Annotated in this window: 15 protein-coding genes and 2 pseudogenes; 12 read left to right on the top strand and 5 right to left on the bottom strand. The window is 55.0% G+C overall.

Features of this window, described 5'->3' with window-relative positions; translation table 11 throughout:
• The first annotated feature begins 53 nt into the window (after positions 1-53).
• From RHM69_RS25645 to RHM69_RS25610, 8 genes and pseudogenes are all read left to right on the top strand, one after another.
• The gene (locus RHM69_RS25645) at positions 54-779 is read left to right on the top strand and encodes a PFL_4669 family integrating conjugative element protein (protein WP_008437331.1); all 726 of its coding nucleotides are present in this window, start codon (positions 54-56) and stop codon (positions 777-779) included.
• A 5-nt stretch (positions 780-784) separates the two neighbouring features.
• On the top strand, positions 785-1,324 hold the full coding sequence (locus tag RHM69_RS25640; RefSeq protein ID WP_008437334.1) for a DUF3158 family protein: 540 nt from the start codon (positions 785-787) through the stop codon (positions 1,322-1,324).
• Positions 1,325-1,339: 15 nt separating this feature from the next.
• On the top strand, positions 1,340-1,804 hold the full coding sequence (locus tag RHM69_RS25635; RefSeq protein WP_008437336.1) for a single-stranded DNA-binding protein: 465 nt from the start codon (positions 1,340-1,342) through the stop codon (positions 1,802-1,804).
• A gap of 110 nt (positions 1,805-1,914) precedes the next feature.
• Positions 1,915-2,340, top strand: a complete 426-nt coding sequence (locus tag RHM69_RS25630) for a hypothetical protein (protein WP_008437339.1) — start codon at positions 1,915-1,917, stop codon at positions 2,338-2,340.
• A gap of 178 nt (positions 2,341-2,518) precedes the next feature.
• Positions 2,519-2,716 carry a CrpP family ICE-associated protein gene (locus tag RHM69_RS25625; protein ID WP_073845721.1) on the top strand — a complete coding sequence of 66 codons (198 nt, stop codon included), beginning with the start codon at positions 2,519-2,521 and terminating at the stop codon, positions 2,714-2,716.
• A gap of 99 nt (positions 2,717-2,815) precedes the next feature.
• Positions 2,816-4,719 (top strand): annotated as a pseudogene (gene topA, locus RHM69_RS25620) (type I DNA topoisomerase).
• Positions 4,720-4,829: 110 nt separating this feature from the next.
• A complete protein-coding gene (locus RHM69_RS25615; protein ID WP_019818088.1) occupies positions 4,830-6,710 on the top strand; it encodes a hypothetical protein in 1,881 nt (626 codons plus the stop codon).
• Positions 6,707-8,662: a DEAD/DEAH box helicase gene (locus tag RHM69_RS25610; RefSeq protein ID WP_024073377.1), complete on the top strand. Its 1,956-nt coding sequence runs from the start codon at positions 6,707-6,709 to the stop codon at positions 8,660-8,662. The genes RHM69_RS25615 and RHM69_RS25610 overlap by 4 nt, the downstream gene beginning before the upstream one ends.
• Positions 8,663-8,917: 255 nt before the next feature.
• Here the strand turns inward: RHM69_RS25610 and RHM69_RS25605 are convergent, their stop codons facing one another.
• From RHM69_RS25605 to RHM69_RS25585, 5 genes are read right to left on the bottom strand one after another with little or no spacing between them, the layout of a single operon-like run.
• Positions 8,918-9,466, bottom strand: coding sequence for an arsinothricin resistance N-acetyltransferase ArsN1 family B (locus RHM69_RS25605; protein WP_008437347.1), 549 nt, complete (start codon positions 9,464-9,466; stop codon positions 8,918-8,920).
• Positions 9,467-9,485: 19 nt separating this feature from the next.
• Positions 9,486-10,220, bottom strand: coding sequence for an arsenical resistance protein ArsH (arsH, locus tag RHM69_RS25600; protein ID WP_008437348.1), 735 nt, complete (start codon positions 10,218-10,220; stop codon positions 9,486-9,488).
• The gene (locus RHM69_RS25595; RefSeq protein WP_008437349.1) at positions 10,220-10,690 is read right to left on the bottom strand and encodes an arsenate reductase ArsC; all 471 of its coding nucleotides are present in this window, start codon (positions 10,688-10,690) and stop codon (positions 10,220-10,222) included. The genes arsH and RHM69_RS25595 overlap by 1 nt, the downstream gene beginning before the upstream one ends.
• Before the next feature lie 9 nt (positions 10,691-10,699).
• Complete coding sequence (locus tag RHM69_RS25590) at positions 10,700-11,989, bottom strand: arsenic transporter (RefSeq protein WP_008437350.1); 1,290 nt, start codon at positions 11,987-11,989, stop codon at positions 10,700-10,702.
• Between the two features lie 22 nt (positions 11,990-12,011).
• Entirely contained in the window at positions 12,012-12,362 is a 351-nt protein-coding gene (locus RHM69_RS25585) for a metalloregulator ArsR/SmtB family transcription factor (RefSeq protein ID WP_008437351.1), read from the bottom strand.
• A gap of 456 nt (positions 12,363-12,818) precedes the next feature.
• Between RHM69_RS25585 and RHM69_RS25580 the strand changes: the two genes are divergently transcribed.
• From RHM69_RS25580 to pilP, 4 genes and pseudogenes are all read left to right on the top strand, one after another.
• Entirely contained in the window at positions 12,819-13,976 is a 1,158-nt protein-coding gene (locus tag RHM69_RS25580) for a TcpQ domain-containing protein (protein ID WP_019818090.1), read from the top strand.
• Positions 13,976-15,790, top strand: a complete 1,815-nt coding sequence (locus tag RHM69_RS25575; RefSeq protein ID WP_019818091.1) for a PilN family type IVB pilus formation outer membrane protein — start codon at positions 13,976-13,978, stop codon at positions 15,788-15,790. The genes RHM69_RS25580 and RHM69_RS25575 overlap by 1 nt, the downstream gene beginning before the upstream one ends.
• A gap of 3 nt (positions 15,791-15,793) precedes the next feature.
• A pseudogene (gene pilO2 / locus RHM69_RS25570) lies at positions 15,794-17,125 on the top strand (type 4b pilus protein PilO2).
• Positions 17,115-17,687 (top strand): type IV pilus biogenesis protein PilP, encoded by a 573-nt coding sequence (gene pilP, locus RHM69_RS25565; protein ID WP_008437355.1) that lies wholly within the window; start codon positions 17,115-17,117, stop codon positions 17,685-17,687. Before pilO2 ends, pilP begins: the two are co-directional and overlap by 11 nt.
• Positions 17,688-17,697: the final 10 nt, after the last annotated feature.

Here is a 17,697-nt window from a genome sequence, read left to right as displayed (position 1 = left end):
AGCCAAATTGCAGCATGGGTACGTCAATCCTCTTCCCAAGGAAACACTGCACCATGGCTGATAACTTCCGGCTCAACATCGGTTCACTGCGCAGCGATGTGAAGCTCACCCTTCACACTCACCACGCCGCTCGTATATGGATGGGGCGCCCTAAAAATGACCTCAAAGCCGGCATCATTGGTCTGTCAGGGTTCTGCACTGTCGTCAATCGAATGTCTCGAGGCGCCCAACAGGATGATCCCTACTCTGACTGGTGGATGATCCTCCTCGAGGAAAAGATCAACGATTCCAAGGAAGCGTTAAAGACCATCGAAGATCGCCTGGACACAGCCATGGCCTCTCTTCCACCGGCCATCAGCATTAGCGAAAACCTCTCGATCCAGCCTGTCAGCCTCCCGCTGTACATCTCCAATCCCCTGGGATTTCAGGCTGTGTACCTGCTGACGAACTACGACGAAATTGTCAGACGCATTCTGTTGGCCCAGCACGTTGGCCTTGTCGGGCGCCACGATATGGAAACCTGGATCGACGAAGGCGCAGCGGTACTGCGGAGACTGTTTGGTCTGGCCCAGATCTATAAGTACTCAGGCGCTGCCCGCGACGACTTCGCTGCAAACAATGCCAAGGCTGAAGCAGCCCGCAAAATGTACGAGCGGTACGGTGAGCTGCCACAAGACATCCTGGAAGGCACCCGCCGTTCGAATTTCGCGCCACCGATCATCCGCGGTCAGCAGCAAACCGAGACGGATGATCATCTCGATGACCCCGTTGAGGGTTAAAGAGCATGGGCCAGATTCCCTCCAATGATGGGTCGCTGCAACAGACCGCCTTCCGGCCACTGCAACAGGAAGCCTTTCAGCGACTGCAACAGGCTGCCTCACTAAAGGGCCTTTTAAAGCCTTTTAAAGGTAAGGGGGAGCTGACCCAATTTGCCGATCTTTGCCGAGCTCAAGAATCGGACTTAAAAGCTCTTGCCCAGGAAGTGCTGAGCCAGGCCCGCCGATATCCATTCACCCTAGTTCCAGTGCGGTTGACTGAGCAGAACACCCAAGCCGGCACCCAGTTTTTGAGATGGCAGCAGGTGACAGATCGGCGGATGGGCGTAGGGGTTTGGGCAGAAATGATGGGCTCACCCAGAACACCGGAATCCATGCTGCAGGATCTTTACGTGATGGAGCTGCAGCGCATCACCTTGAATATGCAAATGAGTTTGCTGCACTCGATCACCAAACAGGCCGCCGAGTGCGCAGAAAAAATGGGCCAGGCAGAGGCCGTGTATACCGCTCGCCTGCAGCAGCTCAACAACCCAACGCAACACCAATAACCTCGGAGAATACTCATGGGCACGCCCGTACAAGGCTGGGAAGGCAATATCGGTTCTGCACCGGAATTCAAAGAATTCCCCAACGGCAATAAAGACCCACGTCGACTCATGCGAGCCAACGTTTACTTCGACAATTCGATTCCGGATGGCAAAGGCGGCTACGAAGATCGTGGCGGTTTTTGGGCGAATGTGGAGTGGTGGCACAAGGACGCCGAGCATTATTCGCAACTGTTCCAGAAAGGTATGCGAGTGCTGGTTTCCGGTCGCGCCGTTATGGACCGTTGGAAGAACGACGATGGCGAATTCGAAGCTTTGAAAATCCAGGCCAGCCGGGTCGGCATGCTGCCACACCGCGTGACCATGGTGAATCTGGCGCCTTCGCAAAACCAGAATTCGCAACAGTCCAACAGACCCGAATCGCGGCCGCAGCCAGCTCCAGGCCCGGATGAATATCCAGATACCGATCCACCGCAATTCTGAAAACAGGGGCTTAATTTTTCGGCCCATTCGTGTAGCTGTCGGTGTTGGGGGAAACAGCTCATCGTTTCCCCCGACCTCATTAGAGAACCACTACAAATTAGGACGTGCCGATGGATGAAGTTTTGAGGGACCCAACAGGGTACGTTGTCATTGGCGCAGAGCACCCAGCTTTAGGCCGTGTTTACTGGGCTTACTTTGATGAAAGCGAGGTGAATGCTCCGGACTACTACGGGCTCACCCTGGACATAAACCGAGCATCATGGGCTCCAGTTGGGTGGCGAACGGGAGAGTATCTGATGGGGGGCCGTGGAGAGACAGACCTTGATACCTGGCAAGCCCGCCGATTTATCAACACCTTGCTCGATGAATACCGCTTAGATACTGAATACCGCGTCGACTTTGACGACGACGACGAAATGACTGAACACTTATACGGCAAGCTGGAACAACTACGTGTTCAAAGCGGACAATCCACTCAGGACTTCATCGCGTGGATCAGAGTTGCGAACTGGACGGACGAGCCAGCTTCGAATTGACATCAAACCGCCAATTGGTTGGCAAAAAATCGCGCCATTCGTTAACTTTCAGGTTGAGTCACACTTCCATTCGGCTATCTCAAGCACAGAAGTTTAAAACTTCCGTTTTTGATGCAAAAAAATGCGCTATTCGTGATGTTACTGTCTGATAGATCTGTTCTTCGGGGACCGATAGCCAATGGCGCAATCTCGAACTTCTTTGAAACCAGCAGATAGGCGGCAATTCAATAACCCCCATACTGCCGTTCAAATAGCCGGTGCTGACGCCGCCCGAAAAGGGCTACGGGTGTATGACTGCCCTTACCACCATCCTGCGATGCGCGCGTCGTGGCTAAAGGGCTTTGCCCAGGAACAGCAGCTGACGCTGGACCTCTAGCCGCTAAAAGCCTCCCGTTGTGCATTGACCATTTCCCATTGAAGCCTTACCTGCCATGACGTGACAGTCCCGCTCTGCATAATTGAGAAGGGGCACACCGTGAAGCTATTGATCATCGAGGCACCTGGGAAGCTGAAAAAGCTTCAGCCAATGATGAAGAAACTGCGCCCAGGCGAACACTGGTTGGTTGTCGCCAGTGGTGGGCACATACGTGACTTGCCCGCCAGAGGGCAGGACGACAGCATGATCACCACAGGCGTCCGCAAAAATTACACACCGGTGTACGAGATCCTGGATAAGAGCGCCAAGGCCGTGCGGACCATCAAGGCCGCAGCTAAACAGGCCGATGAAATCTACCTCGCAACCGATCCGGATCGCGAAGGTGAAAGCATCAGCTGGCACATCCAGCAGGTACTGGCGGTCAAATCCTACAAACGCATCACCTTCAATGAAATCACCCTGAAGCGTGTCGCAGAGGCTCTAGCCAATCCTCGCCAAATCGATTTGAACAGAGTCGCGTCACAAGAATGCCGGCGTGTACTTGATCGTTTGGTGGGTTACCTGGTGACTCAGGAGCTACGCCGACTGATGGGCAAGCCCACCTCTGCAGGCCGCGTGCAATCGCCTGCCGTATACCTGGTGGTTTTGCGCGAGCGCGAGATCCGCAACTTTCAGGTAATCAACCACTTCGGTGTGCGTCTGAACTTTGTGGATATGAATCAGGGCACCACCTGGTATGCAGACTGGCAACCGGTACCGGATTTCGCGAGCAAAGACTTTCCTTACGTTCAAGATGCCAACCTGGCCCGACTCGTCGCCGGCACACGTAATGTCGTCGTCGAGTCCTGTGAAGACCGCAAGGCCGAGCGCCACCCACCCGCGCCCTTCATCTCTTCCACCCTTCAACAAGCAGCCAGCAACGCCTTGAAATGGGACCCGGACAAGACCATGCAAGTCGCCCAGCGATTGTATGAACAAGGCGTGATCACCTACCACAGGACGGATAATCCCAACGTACCAGACGAGGCCATGGAGGATATTAGAACCGTAGCTAGATCTATCGGATTGAAGACCGTCGACGAGCGACGTACATTCAAGGCCGCCGAAGGCGCGCAGGAAGGCCACCCCGCTATTACCCCGACGCATTGGGCTGATACAAAAGCTGGTGAGAACGACGAGGAACTCGCCCTGTACAAGTTGATTTGGGTCCGGGCGCTGGCCAGCCAGATCGAAGCGGCGGTATTCGACGTGCGTGCTGTAAAACTGCTCGCGGTTGGCCCAAATGGTAAGGCTTTGCGATTCAATGCAACTGGTGAAACCCTTTTTCATCCTGGGTGGCGGAAACTGCTCAAGGGCGATGACACAGACGATGAGGAAGATGGAGCAGCGAGCAACCCAGTTCCTGCACTCACACCAAAACAGATCATCTCTGTGCACAACGGAGAACTGCTGAAGAAGAAAACTCAGCCGCCATCCCGCTACACCAAGGCCAGTCTAATCAAAGAAATGGAGCGCCGCGGTATTGGTCGTCCCAGCACGTTCGCCTCGATCTTGAAGAACATCACCAGCAAAGGAATGATTGAGGAAAAAAGCCGCAAGCTGGTACCGGCGCCGCTGGGGGAGGAAACAATCGCGAAGCTGGAAGGGTTCTACAGTTTCGTGGAGCTCGATTTTACGAGAGAGCTGGAGCGGGATTTGGACAAAGTCGCCCAGGGCCAAGACACCTATGGAGCTGTCGTTGCGCGTCTGCATAGACGCCTGGAAGAGGAACTGTCTCAGCAACGTGGAATGCCGAGTGTGCCGATGGCGTCCGCTCCACGCCCAGCCACAGCAGGTGGCGCTTTCAACTGTCCCAAGTGCAATCAACCCCTCGCAAGGCGACAAAAAAAGGGGGCGGTGGCTATGACTTTTGGGGTTGCACAGGCTTCAAATCGAATGGATGCAAGGTGAGTTTTCCAAACTTGAATGGCAAACCAGATCTCAATAAACCCAGAGGGGTGTGACTTCTGCCATTGCCGATATAAATCACCGACAACGCCGTTACGCATTAACCCTAGAAGCCCACCATTCCTATACCTGACAGTCCTCTGCGAAATTGCAGAGGAGGTCATGGGTGAGCGTACAGAAGAGACAATCGGTGGTGGGGCTGCGCATCTTAGCGCCGAAGCTGGAGAAGTTCTCAGACCGGCAAATTGAAGTCGCCCAGACCTGGGCTTTACAATTTAACGTACCGCCCTCCCAGCTGACCTCCTTCATCGATACCTATCTGAGTTCCACTGTCCATACTCGTTGCTGGTGCGTAGCCCTGCCCTCTACAGATGATCAAACACGGCGGCTCCTGGCCAGAATCGGCGATCACCTCCAGTACTTCGATGGTCATCAGGTTAAGGCCTGCAAAATCTTCAGCAAGGACCGCGTGCATAAGAGAAAACCCACCGCAATGGTGGCCCAGCAGCTACTGCTCAGGTTTGAAAAACGCTGGTATGCAGACGTCCTACTGACCTCCTTCTGCAAGTCTGCTGGAGAGAGGGCGAAAGCCCTTTCGATTGAAGATCTAGGAAGCTTTAATCGCCGCGGCTTCGATTGGACGGCGAGCAACAATCGGTACTTCAATCCCCGCACCCGATTTTACCTGAAGCAGATTGGCAGCACGCTGAAGCAGTTTTGCCAGTGTCTGGACCAAGAGCTTTTATTCGCCATTCGTTCAGCGCAATGTCCCTCACCCAAGCTCTATAACTGGCTGGCTCAAGGTGACCGAAAACGCCGCCTTCAGGCCCTAAAAGCCCAGCCAGTACTGATTCCACTTCTGGTACTAGCAGATCAATGGCCGTGGCCGTGGGATGGGCAGCAGCAGGTATACATGAACTGCCCATGGGATGAACTTCAGGCGTGGCGCCCATACTGGAGTGAGGACCGTTATTTGATTTCCGCTGAAGAGTGCCTGGTAGGTCGCATAGCCGACGCGGGCCTCCCCCTTTCCGACACACTGGCTTGGCTGCTACAGGCGCCGCGCGCTGCAGTGCGCTACCTGGGTCAACAGCGGGTATTCGATACCGGCAGTGCATTGACCCGTATCAGCCGCGAGGGGCCACAAGGACCCTGGCATCGACTGCTGCTGGGAGCCTCACTGGGCAATCGCCGTCCTCTTAAAAAAGCGCACTGGATCACTCTCTTCGCGCTGCTGGATAAAATCCCGTATCAACTGCTGGATCAAACGCAGGACTGGAACAGGCTGCTGTCAGGGTGTCCAACTGATTGGTCGGACGACAATTGGTCCAAAATCGCCGACGACTTTCGAGACCTGAACGAGCTCTTTAACAACGTTGATGAGAGCGACGGACCAGCTTCTGGTGAAGCACTGCAGAAACTCAAAAGCTTCATTGCTACTGCTTCCTATCACCAGATCGCCAGCTTGGTGAATGGCTTTCACCTCGCGTTGATAGACATCCGTGAGGCTTTAGATGCAGTAGATCCACAAACAAGAACAGACTCTTTAACGCCCTGGAAGCCGCTGCTTTATTCAACCAGCACACCCCTCGTGAGTCCAAATGGGCTGCAAATTATCGAACTGAAGTGCCCCGCCGATCTTGATGCGGAACATCGAGCGCTGGGCCATTGCATTGATGGTTACGACTACAGTGCTTATCGGGGCATCTGCCGTCTTTTTTCGGTTCGCGAAAACGGGAAATCGTTGGCCTCTGCAGAAATCCAAATGGATGAAAGTGCCTGGGGCGAAACGTTAGCAAAATTGACTCCCAAACACCTGGTGACGATACAACTGAGAGGGCTCCGCAATCGCACACCTAAGTCGGGCTCCAGGGTTGACCGGGCCTATCAATGGTTTTGGGCAAAGATCAAATCGGGTGAGCTCGCCATTAACCTGGAATGGCCCGACCAAACACTATCCATGTCGCGCTATACAAATCGAAACCGGAAAAAAATGCATGCCCAGGCCTGTGCGGAATGGATCAACCAACGATTGAGCAGGACATGAGTCGTCCACGTCTGATGAACCGCCGGCAGGACCTGGTCGAAAAAGTCATTTTTGACGGCTATGACTTCGGGGTCTTAATGCAATACGTTGAGGGTGCGAACCGGCTGTTTCTCGAACGTAATGGTTTCTATATTCGGCGTGCCGAGCATCCTCAACATCGCTATTGGCGATTACCAAAAGGCAAGTTGCTGGATGACCTGGATGTGCTCTTCCACCGTTTGATGGAGTTGTCCGAGGACCGTTTCAATGAAAGTTGGGAGACGTTTTCACATAAAATCACAGCCGCACAAAACGACCCAGATCGGCAGGCATTCACGTGGGGGCTGACCTTTCGGATAGCTCCACTCGTTCAGGGCGGGATCCTGCTGTCAGGTGACTACCATCCTGGCGCGGTCGCCGTTTCAAGGCGCATGCACGGCGTGTTTCTCGGGCATTCCAAGTCCTGGCGCATTGACGCTGGTGCGGAAGTGGTGCGAAGCAACTTGATCCTGGAGCTTGGATTGTCGGAGGATCAGTTCGAAATCCTCGACACCGTGCAAGAGCTGCTGACCGACGGATCCGTTGTTCCAGCTGATGAAATCACCCGCATCAGTCTTGGTGGACCGCCACAAGAGCGCGCAGCAAAAGCGGCTGACGATAGCACCTCAACCGATGTGTATTTAGCCGCGGTGCCCTCAATCGAGCGCACCGGGTCCACTACCGAACAGATTAACCAGGCATTGGCTGGTTATTCTTTACTGGACCATCAACCGGCAGGCATCCGGCACTTGCTACAGCGCACAAGCGCCTTGCTTGCGGATGACATGGGGCTTGGTAAAACTCGCCAAGCAATCATTGCCGCTGCAATCCGAGCAGCTAATAGACCCATCTTGGTTATCACCCTGTCGACGTTGATCATCAACTGGCAACGCGAAATCCAGATGGTGTATCCCAAGGCCACTATCGGCCAACAGGTCTTTGATCCCTCTTCGCAATGGATTATCACCAACTACGAACGCCTTGGCGATTTTGTTCTGCATGCAGGACACTTTGAAGTGATGATCATCGACGAGGCGCACCGCCTGAAAGAGCCGACCGCCGCGTGGACACGTCACGGCTTCGACATTGCCGCCAAGATACCCAACCGTTACCTGCTGACGGGTACGCCAGTCCTCAACCGAGAATCTGAGCTGCACACGCTGCTACGGCTATCCGGCCACCCCGTTGGGAAACTGCCCTTGAAAGAATTCTGCGAACAGTTCGCCGGCAGTCAGGATTTCCGCATGAATCTGCGGGGCGCAATCGGCGATTGGATGCTCCGTCGACGCAAGGATGTCTTGCCCGGTCTCAAGGGCAAACAGCGCCAAACTTTACCCATCGAACTCACTGCTGAAGAGCGCAAGCAATACGATCAAATTCGGCTCGAAGACAGGCCTAGCCTCGCCAGGTTGGGATCACTGCGTCAGTTGCTTGAGCAGGTAAAGATTCGTGTCGTAATGGATCTGCTGTGCGAACTGGACGCGGAGGACAAAGTAATCTTGTTCTGTGAGTTCAAGGATACGGTAGGAACACTTCGCACTCGGTGCAAGCAAGCTGAGTACGGGTGCGTCACGGTTGTCGGCAGTGACTCTGTAGGCAAACGGCAGAAGGCGATCGATCAATTCCAAAGTGATCCAGAAACCCGCGTCTTTGCCGCCACTACCTCCGCTGCCGGCACCGGCAACAACCTCACTGCGGCCAACTATGTGATGTTCCTGGGCCTCCCCTGGACGCCTGGACTGCAGGACCAGGCTGAGGACAGGGCCTACCGCAATGGGCAATTGCGCATGGTCGTGGTGAAAATCCCGCTGGTGGAAAACACAATCGACCAGATGCTTTGGCAAATGCTGCAGGATAAGCGTCAGTTGGCAAGTGACCTCATTGAGCCCGACGCGGCCGGCAACGCGAGACAAGCATTGGCGACCAATTTGTAGATCTGCGGTATATCACTGCTTCTTAGTGGCTGAGACCTTGTAAACGTACTTGGAACCATTACTTTTGTTTTCTGGAATCTAATAGGCCTCCCCATCGGCAACAATAGTTTCGTTCGATATCTGCAAACTTCCGAAAGTGGCAAATCTATTTCGATTTTACCCACTTTGCTCGTATTCATTTCGAGGAGTCGAACATAATTGACTTTGTTACGTATTAGAATCTTCCCATCGCTCATAATGGCCGTCGAGACCCATTCAGAAGAGACTGATCTCACTGAAAGGCACGGACAGTTTTGGCGGACTCGTTGAATCCAGCGCGATACGCCAATATCCAACATCATGCCAAGCGCCATGCTTGAATCCTACTTCTGGATACGTACCGATGTGAGCGAAGCCTAGTGCTTCATGCAGCCCCACGCTGCCATCGTTTGGCAGCGCGATCCCGGCAAAGGCTGCGTGAAACCCTTGCCTTTTCAATGTCGGCAGCAACACGCCATACAGTGCCCGGCCGACCCCGCTACGGTGCGCTTCTGGCGATATATAAACGGTGACGTCGACCGACCAGCGATAGGCCTCACGAGCCCGGTGCTGACTGGCATATGCATAGCCGATGAGCTGGCCGTCTCGCTCCGCTACCAGATACGGGTAAGTCGGCAAAGTCGACCCAATCCGCTTGGCCATCTCTTCGACTGTGGGCGGCTCAAGCTCAAACGAAATCGCCGTATGCTCAACCATCGGTGCGTAAATTGCCTGGATGGCTTGAGCGTCCGAAATCTGCGCAATCCTTACTGTGGTGTTGCTCATCCTCTATCCCCTTGGTCGCTCAAATCGATCTTTGATTGACTCGTTTCGAGAGTGCTTCGGCGCTTTCCTTGCGCTCCGAATAGCGGTCTACCAAATACGTTTCCCGGCCCCGAACCATCAGCGTGAACTTCATCAGTTCCTCCATCACGTCCACAACACGGTCGTAGTAGGCGGATGGCTTCATACGCCCTGCGTCGTCGAACTCCAGAAAGGCTTTGGGTACTGACGACTGGTTTGGGATGGTGATCATCCGCATCCAGCGCCCGAGGATCCTAAGCTGGTTTACCGTGTTGAAGGACTGTGATCCACCGCAGACCTGCATGACGGCCAACGTCTTGCCCTGGCTGGGGCGGACAGCGCCCAACGTGAGAGGTATCCAGTCTATTTGGGCTTTGAATACAGCAGACATTGCACCGTGACGCTCTGGCGAACACCACACCTGTCCCTCTGACCACAGAACCAGATCCCGCAGCTCTTTAACCTTTGGATGGTCTTCCGGAGCGTCATCAGGGAGAGGCAGACCCGAGGGATCAAAGATGACGGTCTCGGCTCCCATTAGGGTCAGGATGCGCGCGGCCTCTTGGGTCAGCAGCCTGCTGAAAGAGCGCTCACGGGTTGAGCCATACAGCAACAAGATGCGTGGTTTGTGAGTCGGTTGCTCGTTGCCTTGCAGGCGATCCAGTGTGACGAAGTCGATTAGCGACTGATCCAGATTAGGTAGATCCAGGCTGCTTTCCGAGGAAAATTCGTCCATTACAGTTCACCTATTTGATCTAGCTCGCGCTTCAGTTCCTGCGGTGTGAGCGCCGAATGATCCAAGCTGAAGAATGCCTCGAAACGCTTTTTAATCTGGACGACGGTCGCGTCAAATGCGGCTTGGATGTCGCTGTCTGTGCCTTCTACATCGGAAGGGTCGGCGAGGCCCCAGTGGCTTTTGACAGCAGGCCCGAAATAGACCGGGCAGGGTTCGCCTCCAGCCTTATCACACACGGTGATCACCACATCCGGTGGTGAGTCCGAAAACACCTCTGAGCCTTTGCTGTAGAGATCTGTGGTGTCGATACCAAGCGCTTGCAACGTACTCACGGCGCGTGGATTCAGTTGTCCGCTTGGGAAGCTGCCCGAACTGACGGCGTTAAAACCGCTCGGGGCCAGGTGGTTGAACAACCCCTCCGAGAGAACGCTCCGGCAGCTGTTTGCCGTACACATAAATAGCACTTTCATGGGTTTCTCCTAGACAGGGATGCTCAGCCGCGACGCCAGTGCCACCAGCGTTACCAGCAAGATAGGGAGGGTGAGGATGCTGCCGACTTTGAAGTAGTAACCCCAGGTGATGCGGATATTTTTCTGCGCTAGCACATGCAGCCACAGCAACGTGGCCAGGCTTCCGATGGGCGTGATCTTGGGGCCAAGATCGCAACCGATGACGTTGGCGTAGATCATGGCCTCACGTACCAGTCCTGTAGCGTCGCTGCCCTGAATGGACAGAGCGCCGATAAGCACACTCGGCATGTTGTTCATGATCGAGGACAACAGCGCAGCGGTGATACCGGTGCCCAAGGTAGCGGCCCATAGGCCATGCTCGGCAAATATGTTCAGCAGCCCCGAGAGCGAGTCGGTTAGGCCAGCATTACGCAGGCCATAGACCACCAGATACATGCCCAGCGAAAACACGACAATTTGCCAGGGCGCGTCCTTGATGACCCTTCTCGTGGAGATGATTTGGCCTTTACCTGCGATGACCAGCAGGATCATTGCACACGCAGCAGCAACAGCGCTGATGGGGATACCTAACGGCTCCAGTGCGAACAGACCAACCAGCAGCAGGCCAAGTACCCACCAGCCAGCAATGAAGGTCGCCCGATCTCGAATCACCGACTCCGGGGCCTCAAGCTGATCCGCGTCGTACTGGGCGGGAATGTCCTTGCGATAGAACATCCAGAGCATGAACAGTGTCGCGGCCACGGCCACTAGGTTCACTGGCCACATGACAGAAGCGTATTCACCGAAACCCACGCCAAAAAAGTCTGCCGAAACGATGTTCACCAGGTTGGACACCACCATCGGCAGACTGGCGGTATCAGCGATGAAGCCTGCGGCCATCACGAATGCCAAGGTGGATGCCGGGCTGAAGCGAAGCGCCGTCAGCATCGCGATGACGATTGGGGTCAGAATCAGTGCGGCTCCATCATTGGCGAACAGTGCCGAAACGGCTGCACCGAGCAGGATCATCAGCGCAAACAGACGTCCGCCTTTGCCCCGACCCCAGCGAGCGACATGAAGCGCCGCCCATTTGAAGAATCCCGCTTCATCGAGCAACAAACTGATGATGATCACAGCAATGAAGGTCGCGGTAGCGTTCCAGACGATGTGCCACACAACCGGCACATCCCCTAGACTTACGGCGCCAGTCAGTAGTGCCAGAACGGCACCCGCTGCCGCGCTCCAGCCGACACCTAACCCCTTGGGTTGCCAGATAACAAAGACGAGCGTAACTACGAAAATCGATGCTGCGATGAGCATGAGTATGTTCCAGATCAGGATGTCAGCAGCAGGAGGCTTGGCGCACGGGTCTGTCTTCCATGGAAGCCAGCCGTCCTTGATGGTCGTTAACCCAGGACTGGTGTGCCTGCGTAGTGACGTTCAGAACATCCAGTGCCCACTGTTCAAGCTCGGGATGCAGCCGGTAGTAAACCCACTGACCCTGCCTCCGATCTGCGAGTAACCCGCAAGCACGCAGTTGGGCAAGATGCCTGGAGACCTTCGACTGGTTATCGTCCAGTGCCCAGATTAACTCGCACACGCACAACTCACCCTCAGCCGAAAGCATGAGCATGATCCGGGCGCGAGTTTCATCACCCAAGCACTTGAAGAATGTGTGTGGTGTAAGGCTCATAAGCAATCGCTCTGCATATGTGGATAATCGAATATGCAGATTTAACCACGTTCAGCCTGCTTGCACAAATGCCTGTGGCGGGAGTTAACGATGGGGATCAATGCTCACCGGTCGACCACAGGGTAACGACCAGGAGGGATTAACAATCGCCTCAGCACGCGGACGGAGATTTGATGTTCGAATGGATGTTCGCTGAACGCGATTTTGGATTCATTACTCTAGGCGTAATGGCAGGATAGCTGGTCAGGTCGAATGCAATTGAGTGGTCAGCGTGAATGCAAATGAATGCTCAGCGTGAATGGAAATGGGTGATCAGATACTAGGTAATTTTCCACCTCGGTCGCGTCATCTTTGTATAGCCTATAAATACCTATAGACGTAGTTTTCTATTTCCTACTGCGCAGCTGGTACCAGCCTGTCACCGTTCCCCTATCATTACAGGGGGCCTCTCGGCACATGATCAGGCACGTCACCACGCTCTCGCTTCTAGCGTTAATCGCCAGTTGCACGACCCAAACGGCGCAGACACCCAAGCCCGCTTTCGACAGCAGTCGCAATCCGGACATGTTGACGCCAGACCTCTATCCTGGCGGCGCCGTTCCTGAAAAAGAACCAGTAGTGCGCTATGGCCGCTACACCCTCGTCAGCACGCTGCCAGATTCTGGCCAACGTGACCTGATGGCTCAGATTATCGACATCAGCATTCCAGCCAACATGCACCCAAATGTGCATGAGGCCATGCAGTACGTGGTGGACCGTTCAGGTTATACGCTTTGCTCGGCAGACTCTGGCCACGTCAACATCCTTTACACCCGACCACTCCCAGCAGCCCAATATAAACTTGGCCCTATGACCCTGCGTAACACCCTGCAGGTGCTCGCAGGTCCGGCCTGGCAGGTGAAGGTCGACGAGGTCAACCGTCAGGTGTGCTACGTCCTGCGCCCTGGCTACCAGCTCCCGGACTCTCCACGTCCTGCATCAACTCAGATTGCTCAACTCAACACATCGACAGCTGCACAGCCTATCGCAGCGAAGAGCAATAACAATGATGCGGGCAGCCAAGTAGTAGTCGCCGCCGTTCCCCAAACAGCGCCTTTCACAACAACGGCATCAGCCGCTACCCCTGTGGCGAACGCTGCACCAGCCAAAACCGTGGCCCCTCCTACGGTGATTACCAAGGATGGCTCTACAAAACAAACGTCTGCCTTGCCGACTCAGAGTCCGGCCTCGACTTCGTCCAGCAACCCAGATGCCAAGGCCGCTTCAACTCCGAAACTGGTCACCGCGCCGTCCGCAGTTTCTGCAGCGCCAAAGCCGGTTGCGACGGACATTGCAGCGCCGAAGCCGCTGGCCCAGACATGGACGGCTTCAACTGGCTCAACCCTTCGTCAAACCGTCGAAGGCTGGGCTGAAAAAGCGGGCTGGAAACTGATGTGGCAGGTCGATGATTTGGATTACTCAATTGACGCTCCACTTCGATTTGAGGGCAGTTTCCAAGAAGCCATTGGGTCGATTTTCCCTCTCTACGACTCGGCTCCACGGTCCTTTCTGGTCGATGTGGTCGACAGTAACTCCTCACAGCGGCTGATTTTTATTACAGAGAGGAACAAATGATGACTGCTCGTCTCTGGATCAAAAGCACAGCCTTGTCACTTATCGTCGCACTGGTGAGTTCCTGTTCGCTGCAGCGTGTGAATGAATCGGCCAGCCGAGCTGAAAATGACGCTGCGACAGCCTCTCAATACAGCCGATTTCTGAGAAATCAGCAGCAAGAGTCCGCGCGCGCTACGGTGGTGTTCAGCGACAAACCATGGGTGTCCAAAAAACCGCTGGTCGCCAAGCGTGGTTTACCGCTGACCATGGATTGCGACATCACCTATCGCCCCTCATATAACGTTGGGATCGCTGAGATCGCGCAGTACATCACTAGTGAATGTGGTGTACCGGTCATCGTAGCCCCTGACGCAATCGACCCAAGTGTCCTTTCCAGTTCGACGCAGGGCAACTCAGGACCTGCAGTTCCACCTGGTTTGGGCTCTGCCGACAACCTGACCAACTTCATGCCCGCCGGCGTCATCGGCAATGTTCCGAGCAACGCCCGCTCAATGAATTCGATTGGGCTGACTGCACCCAACACATTCCCCATTAAGTACAGCGGCAAGCTGTCAGGGTTGTTGAATCAAGCGACCTCCCAGTTGGGCTTAGCGTGGAATTATTCCTCCGATGATCGAAGCGTGCATGTCACTTACTTCGACACCAAGACGTTCGACGTCTGGGCATTTGGTGATGACCAGGTCATTGAAAGCACAGTGAAGTCGGGCTTGCTGACCGCTACAGGCAGCGGGAGCAGTTCCGGTGGTGGTGGCGGCGGATCTTCGTCGACAGGTGCATCGGGTGAATCAGGCAGCAACCAGAGCACCACCGTTACCATCAAGACCTCGCTGATCGGAGACATTGAAAAAAACGTCAAGGCGATGCTGAGCCAACAGCCCCAAGGTCGGATGTTCCTCTCGCGTTCCACTGGCACCCTGACGGTAAGTGATCGACCAGAAGTACTCTCAAACGTTGCTAAATACCTGAATTCGATCAACAGCAGTATCACCCGTCAGGTGTTGTTCAACGTCAAAGTTTTCGAGGTAACTCTCACCGACACAGACCAGACCGGCCTGGACTGGACGGCTGTCTATACGTCCTTGAGCAACAAATGGGGCTTTTCGCTGAAGAATGCCACCACCGGCATAAGCACGGGCGCGGTGTCGGGCTCGTTGAGTATTTTGGACACGTCGAAGTCTCCTTGGGCTGGCTCCAACTTAATCATCAAAGCACTTTCCGAACAGGGCCGAATCTCGAACGTTCGCTCGCCGTCGGTCACCACGCTGAATCTGCAGCCGGCACCCATCCAGATCGGCAACGTAAAGAGCTATGTCGCATCAAGCTCGACAACCACTACGGCTTCCGTTGGATCGTCTACTTCGCTCACCCCCGCGACTATCACCAGCGGCTTCAACATGATGTTGCTCCCTCGAATCATCGACCAGGACAACATGTTGCTGATGATCACCCTGAGCATGAGTAGCAAACCGACCTTCACCACTTTTACGAGCAACGGCTCCAGTGTCCAGACAGCGGATTACGACACCAAGAATCTGTCGCCCAAGGTCAAATTGCGCAGCGGTCAAACCCTCGTACTGACTGGTTTTGAGGAGAACAGCGAAAACGCAACCAAGTCTGGCGTAGGGGATCCTGGATTCTTCGGTTTGGGCGGCAGCCGTGTCCGCACCACAGGGCACAGCGTACTCGTAGTGCTGATTACTCCTGTTGTTGATAGCGACACAGGCAGCCCCAGCGCGGTGATTTCACCTGCTGCCAACGAGCCTTGGGGCTCTTGCCCTACCCCACTGCTGCATTGCACAGGTTCCAAGGGGTAAGCCATGGTTGCGGAAACCTCAAAAAATGCACGCTCTGCTCGAGTCCAGGTACTCCAGTATCGTGGAAAATCATTTGTCACCGGTCTGCGCTGGCATCCGCTGGGTAGTGTCACCGGGCACATGAAGGAAGCGCGCCAGTACGGTCGTGAGCACCACCTCGACATTGTCGCCATTAGAAGAACACCAGCCATTATTCAGGCAGGTTTTGTAGCGCGCAGCGAGGAGGTCATCAAAGGGATGTACTCGCTCGCGGCCACCCTGGCTGGACAGCTGGGGGACTCATGGATCGCGGCCTGGAAAACTGAAAGCGAGATTGACTAATATGCCCTCGTTGCTGTGTATCAAGGTGGCGTGATCTCTGGCTGCGACATGATCGGCACTGGTGCTGAGGTCCGCCGCCGAGTCGCGCAACAACGCAGTCGTGGGATCAACTTCGACAACGAGTACCTGCCCCCAGAGTTCGATATGGGCGGTCAACCACTGGACGTGGCAGAGCTGCTTCAGCCGTCGCATCTAAAACGCGAGTACCGGCTACGGCCACTCGTCTTTGGGCTATCCAAACCAGAACTTGTACAGCTGGCGGTTCTTGGCGTGCTGATCGCTGCCGGCATCATCGGATGGGCTCAATGGCAGAACCATCAGGACCAGATAGCCAAAGAGGCGGCTTTCCAGGCTGAACAGCAACGCCTGGCAGAGTTGGCCAGACTGCAAAAAGAATCCGGTATGGAACAGACGCCCCAAGCGCTTGAACACCCTTGGGCCAAACGTCCATCTGTTGCAGATTTCCTGGAGGGTTGCAGCAACGTCATTTATCAGTTGCCTCTGTCCATTCAGGGATGGCAGTTCACGAGTGCCGTCTGCGACGGCGCACAGGTTTTGTCCTCCTATAAGCGCTCGGGCAATAGCACGGCCGACAAACTGATACAGGCGACGCAGGGCCACTTTTCTGATCGGCCGGCCTTCTTTGACGAGGGCAACTCGGCCACGTTGAAATTCGACATCTCTCTACCCGCAGCCGGTGATGAGCCTCTAAAAGACGCCATCGTGATGTTGGCGAACCTGTCGTCTTGGCTGCACAGCTTCACTCAAACCCCAGTGCTGAAAGAAGTGCCGGTCGTTGTGCCCATTCAACCAGCGATACCGGGCCAACCTGCGCCACCGCCGCCCCCACCGCCTCAATGGAAGCAATTCGAGCTGAGCTATGCCACTGGCATTACGCCGCTGGACTCATTATCCGGCGCACCCAGTCAGGGCTTACGGCTGCGCGAAATCACAACCAAATATGAGACCGGCCACCTTGTCTGGTCAGTAATAGGTGACCTATATGCGAAATAAAGCGCTGTGCTTTTTGTGCTCCATCCTTGCGTTAGGGGCACCATCGAGCTGGGCAGATGAGAACACCCTATCTGGGGTGAACGTCGGCGAGCTGGCCCAGATTCAAAGCCAGACGATCTTGTTGAATGCCAAAGCCGAGAAGGCCAAGGCCGAAAGATCGATCAAGGGCGAAGACCAAAGTGCGACGACGCAGCCGTCAACTGTGTTTTTTTCTCAAGGAAACCTCACACAGCCGGCTGCAGCCTCGGCGCACAGCAGTGATACACAGTCTGACTTGCCTGTCGTGAAAGCGGTATTCGGCTCAGCAAAACGGCTGCGTGCGACTCTGCTCTACAGCAGCGGATTTGAAGTAGACGCAGATGCCTCATCTCGGGAGTTACCCGGTGGCTATCGCATGGCCATCCTCTCCGTCGAAAACGTGACCCTCGAGCGTGGCGGTAAGCGCTACCCCCTCGGCTTTTCCAGTACGCCCCCGGCCAGCTTGAGCAACGTTAACAATTCAGCCCCCAGCATTACCCCATCAGCACCTATGCCGCCTGGGCTGATCCCTGGCCAACGTTGATTGAGAAGTT

Origin of the sequence: Pseudomonas sp. CCI1.1, from assembly GCF_034348165.1 — a bacterium.
Classification (GTDB): domain Bacteria; phylum Pseudomonadota; class Gammaproteobacteria; order Pseudomonadales; family Pseudomonadaceae; genus Aquipseudomonas; species Aquipseudomonas paracarnis.
The sequence above is the reverse complement of the archived record's forward strand: the minus strand, read 5'-3'. Positions and strand labels throughout refer to the sequence as shown.

Bases quoted from the DNA above. Each gene is read 5' to 3' on its own strand.
- arsH (WP_008437348.1), bottom strand. From the start codon at position 10,220: ATGGACGAATTTTCCTCGGAAAGCAGCCTGGATCTACCTAATCTGGAT.
- RHM69_RS25575 (WP_019818091.1), top strand. From the start codon at position 13,976: ATGACTGCTCGTCTCTGGATCAAAAGCACAGCCTTGTCACTTATCGTC.
- RHM69_RS25595 (WP_008437349.1), bottom strand. From the start codon at position 10,690: ATGAAAGTGCTATTTATGTGTACGGCAAACAGCTGCCGGAGCGTTCTC.
- pilP (WP_008437355.1), top strand. From the start codon at position 17,115: ATGCGAAATAAAGCGCTGTGCTTTTTGTGCTCCATCCTTGCGTTAGGG.
- RHM69_RS25640 (WP_008437334.1), top strand. From the start codon at position 785: ATGGGCCAGATTCCCTCCAATGATGGGTCGCTGCAACAGACCGCCTTC.
- RHM69_RS25630 (WP_008437339.1), top strand. From the start codon at position 1,915: ATGGATGAAGTTTTGAGGGACCCAACAGGGTACGTTGTCATTGGCGCA.
- RHM69_RS25610 (WP_024073377.1), top strand. From the start codon at position 6,707: ATGAGTCGTCCACGTCTGATGAACCGCCGGCAGGACCTGGTCGAAAAA.
- RHM69_RS25625 (WP_073845721.1), top strand. From the start codon at position 2,519: ATGGCGCAATCTCGAACTTCTTTGAAACCAGCAGATAGGCGGCAATTC.
- RHM69_RS25590 (WP_008437350.1), bottom strand. From the start codon at position 11,989: ATGCTCATCGCAGCATCGATTTTCGTAGTTACGCTCGTCTTTGTTATC.
- RHM69_RS25605 (WP_008437347.1), bottom strand. From the start codon at position 9,466: ATGAGCAACACCACAGTAAGGATTGCGCAGATTTCGGACGCTCAAGCC.
- RHM69_RS25645 (WP_008437331.1), top strand. From the start codon at position 54: ATGGCTGATAACTTCCGGCTCAACATCGGTTCACTGCGCAGCGATGTG.
- RHM69_RS25635 (WP_008437336.1), top strand. From the start codon at position 1,340: ATGGGCACGCCCGTACAAGGCTGGGAAGGCAATATCGGTTCTGCACCG.
- RHM69_RS25580 (WP_019818090.1), top strand. From the start codon at position 12,819: ATGATCAGGCACGTCACCACGCTCTCGCTTCTAGCGTTAATCGCCAGT.
- RHM69_RS25585 (WP_008437351.1), bottom strand. From the start codon at position 12,362: ATGAGCCTTACACCACACACATTCTTCAAGTGCTTGGGTGATGAAACT.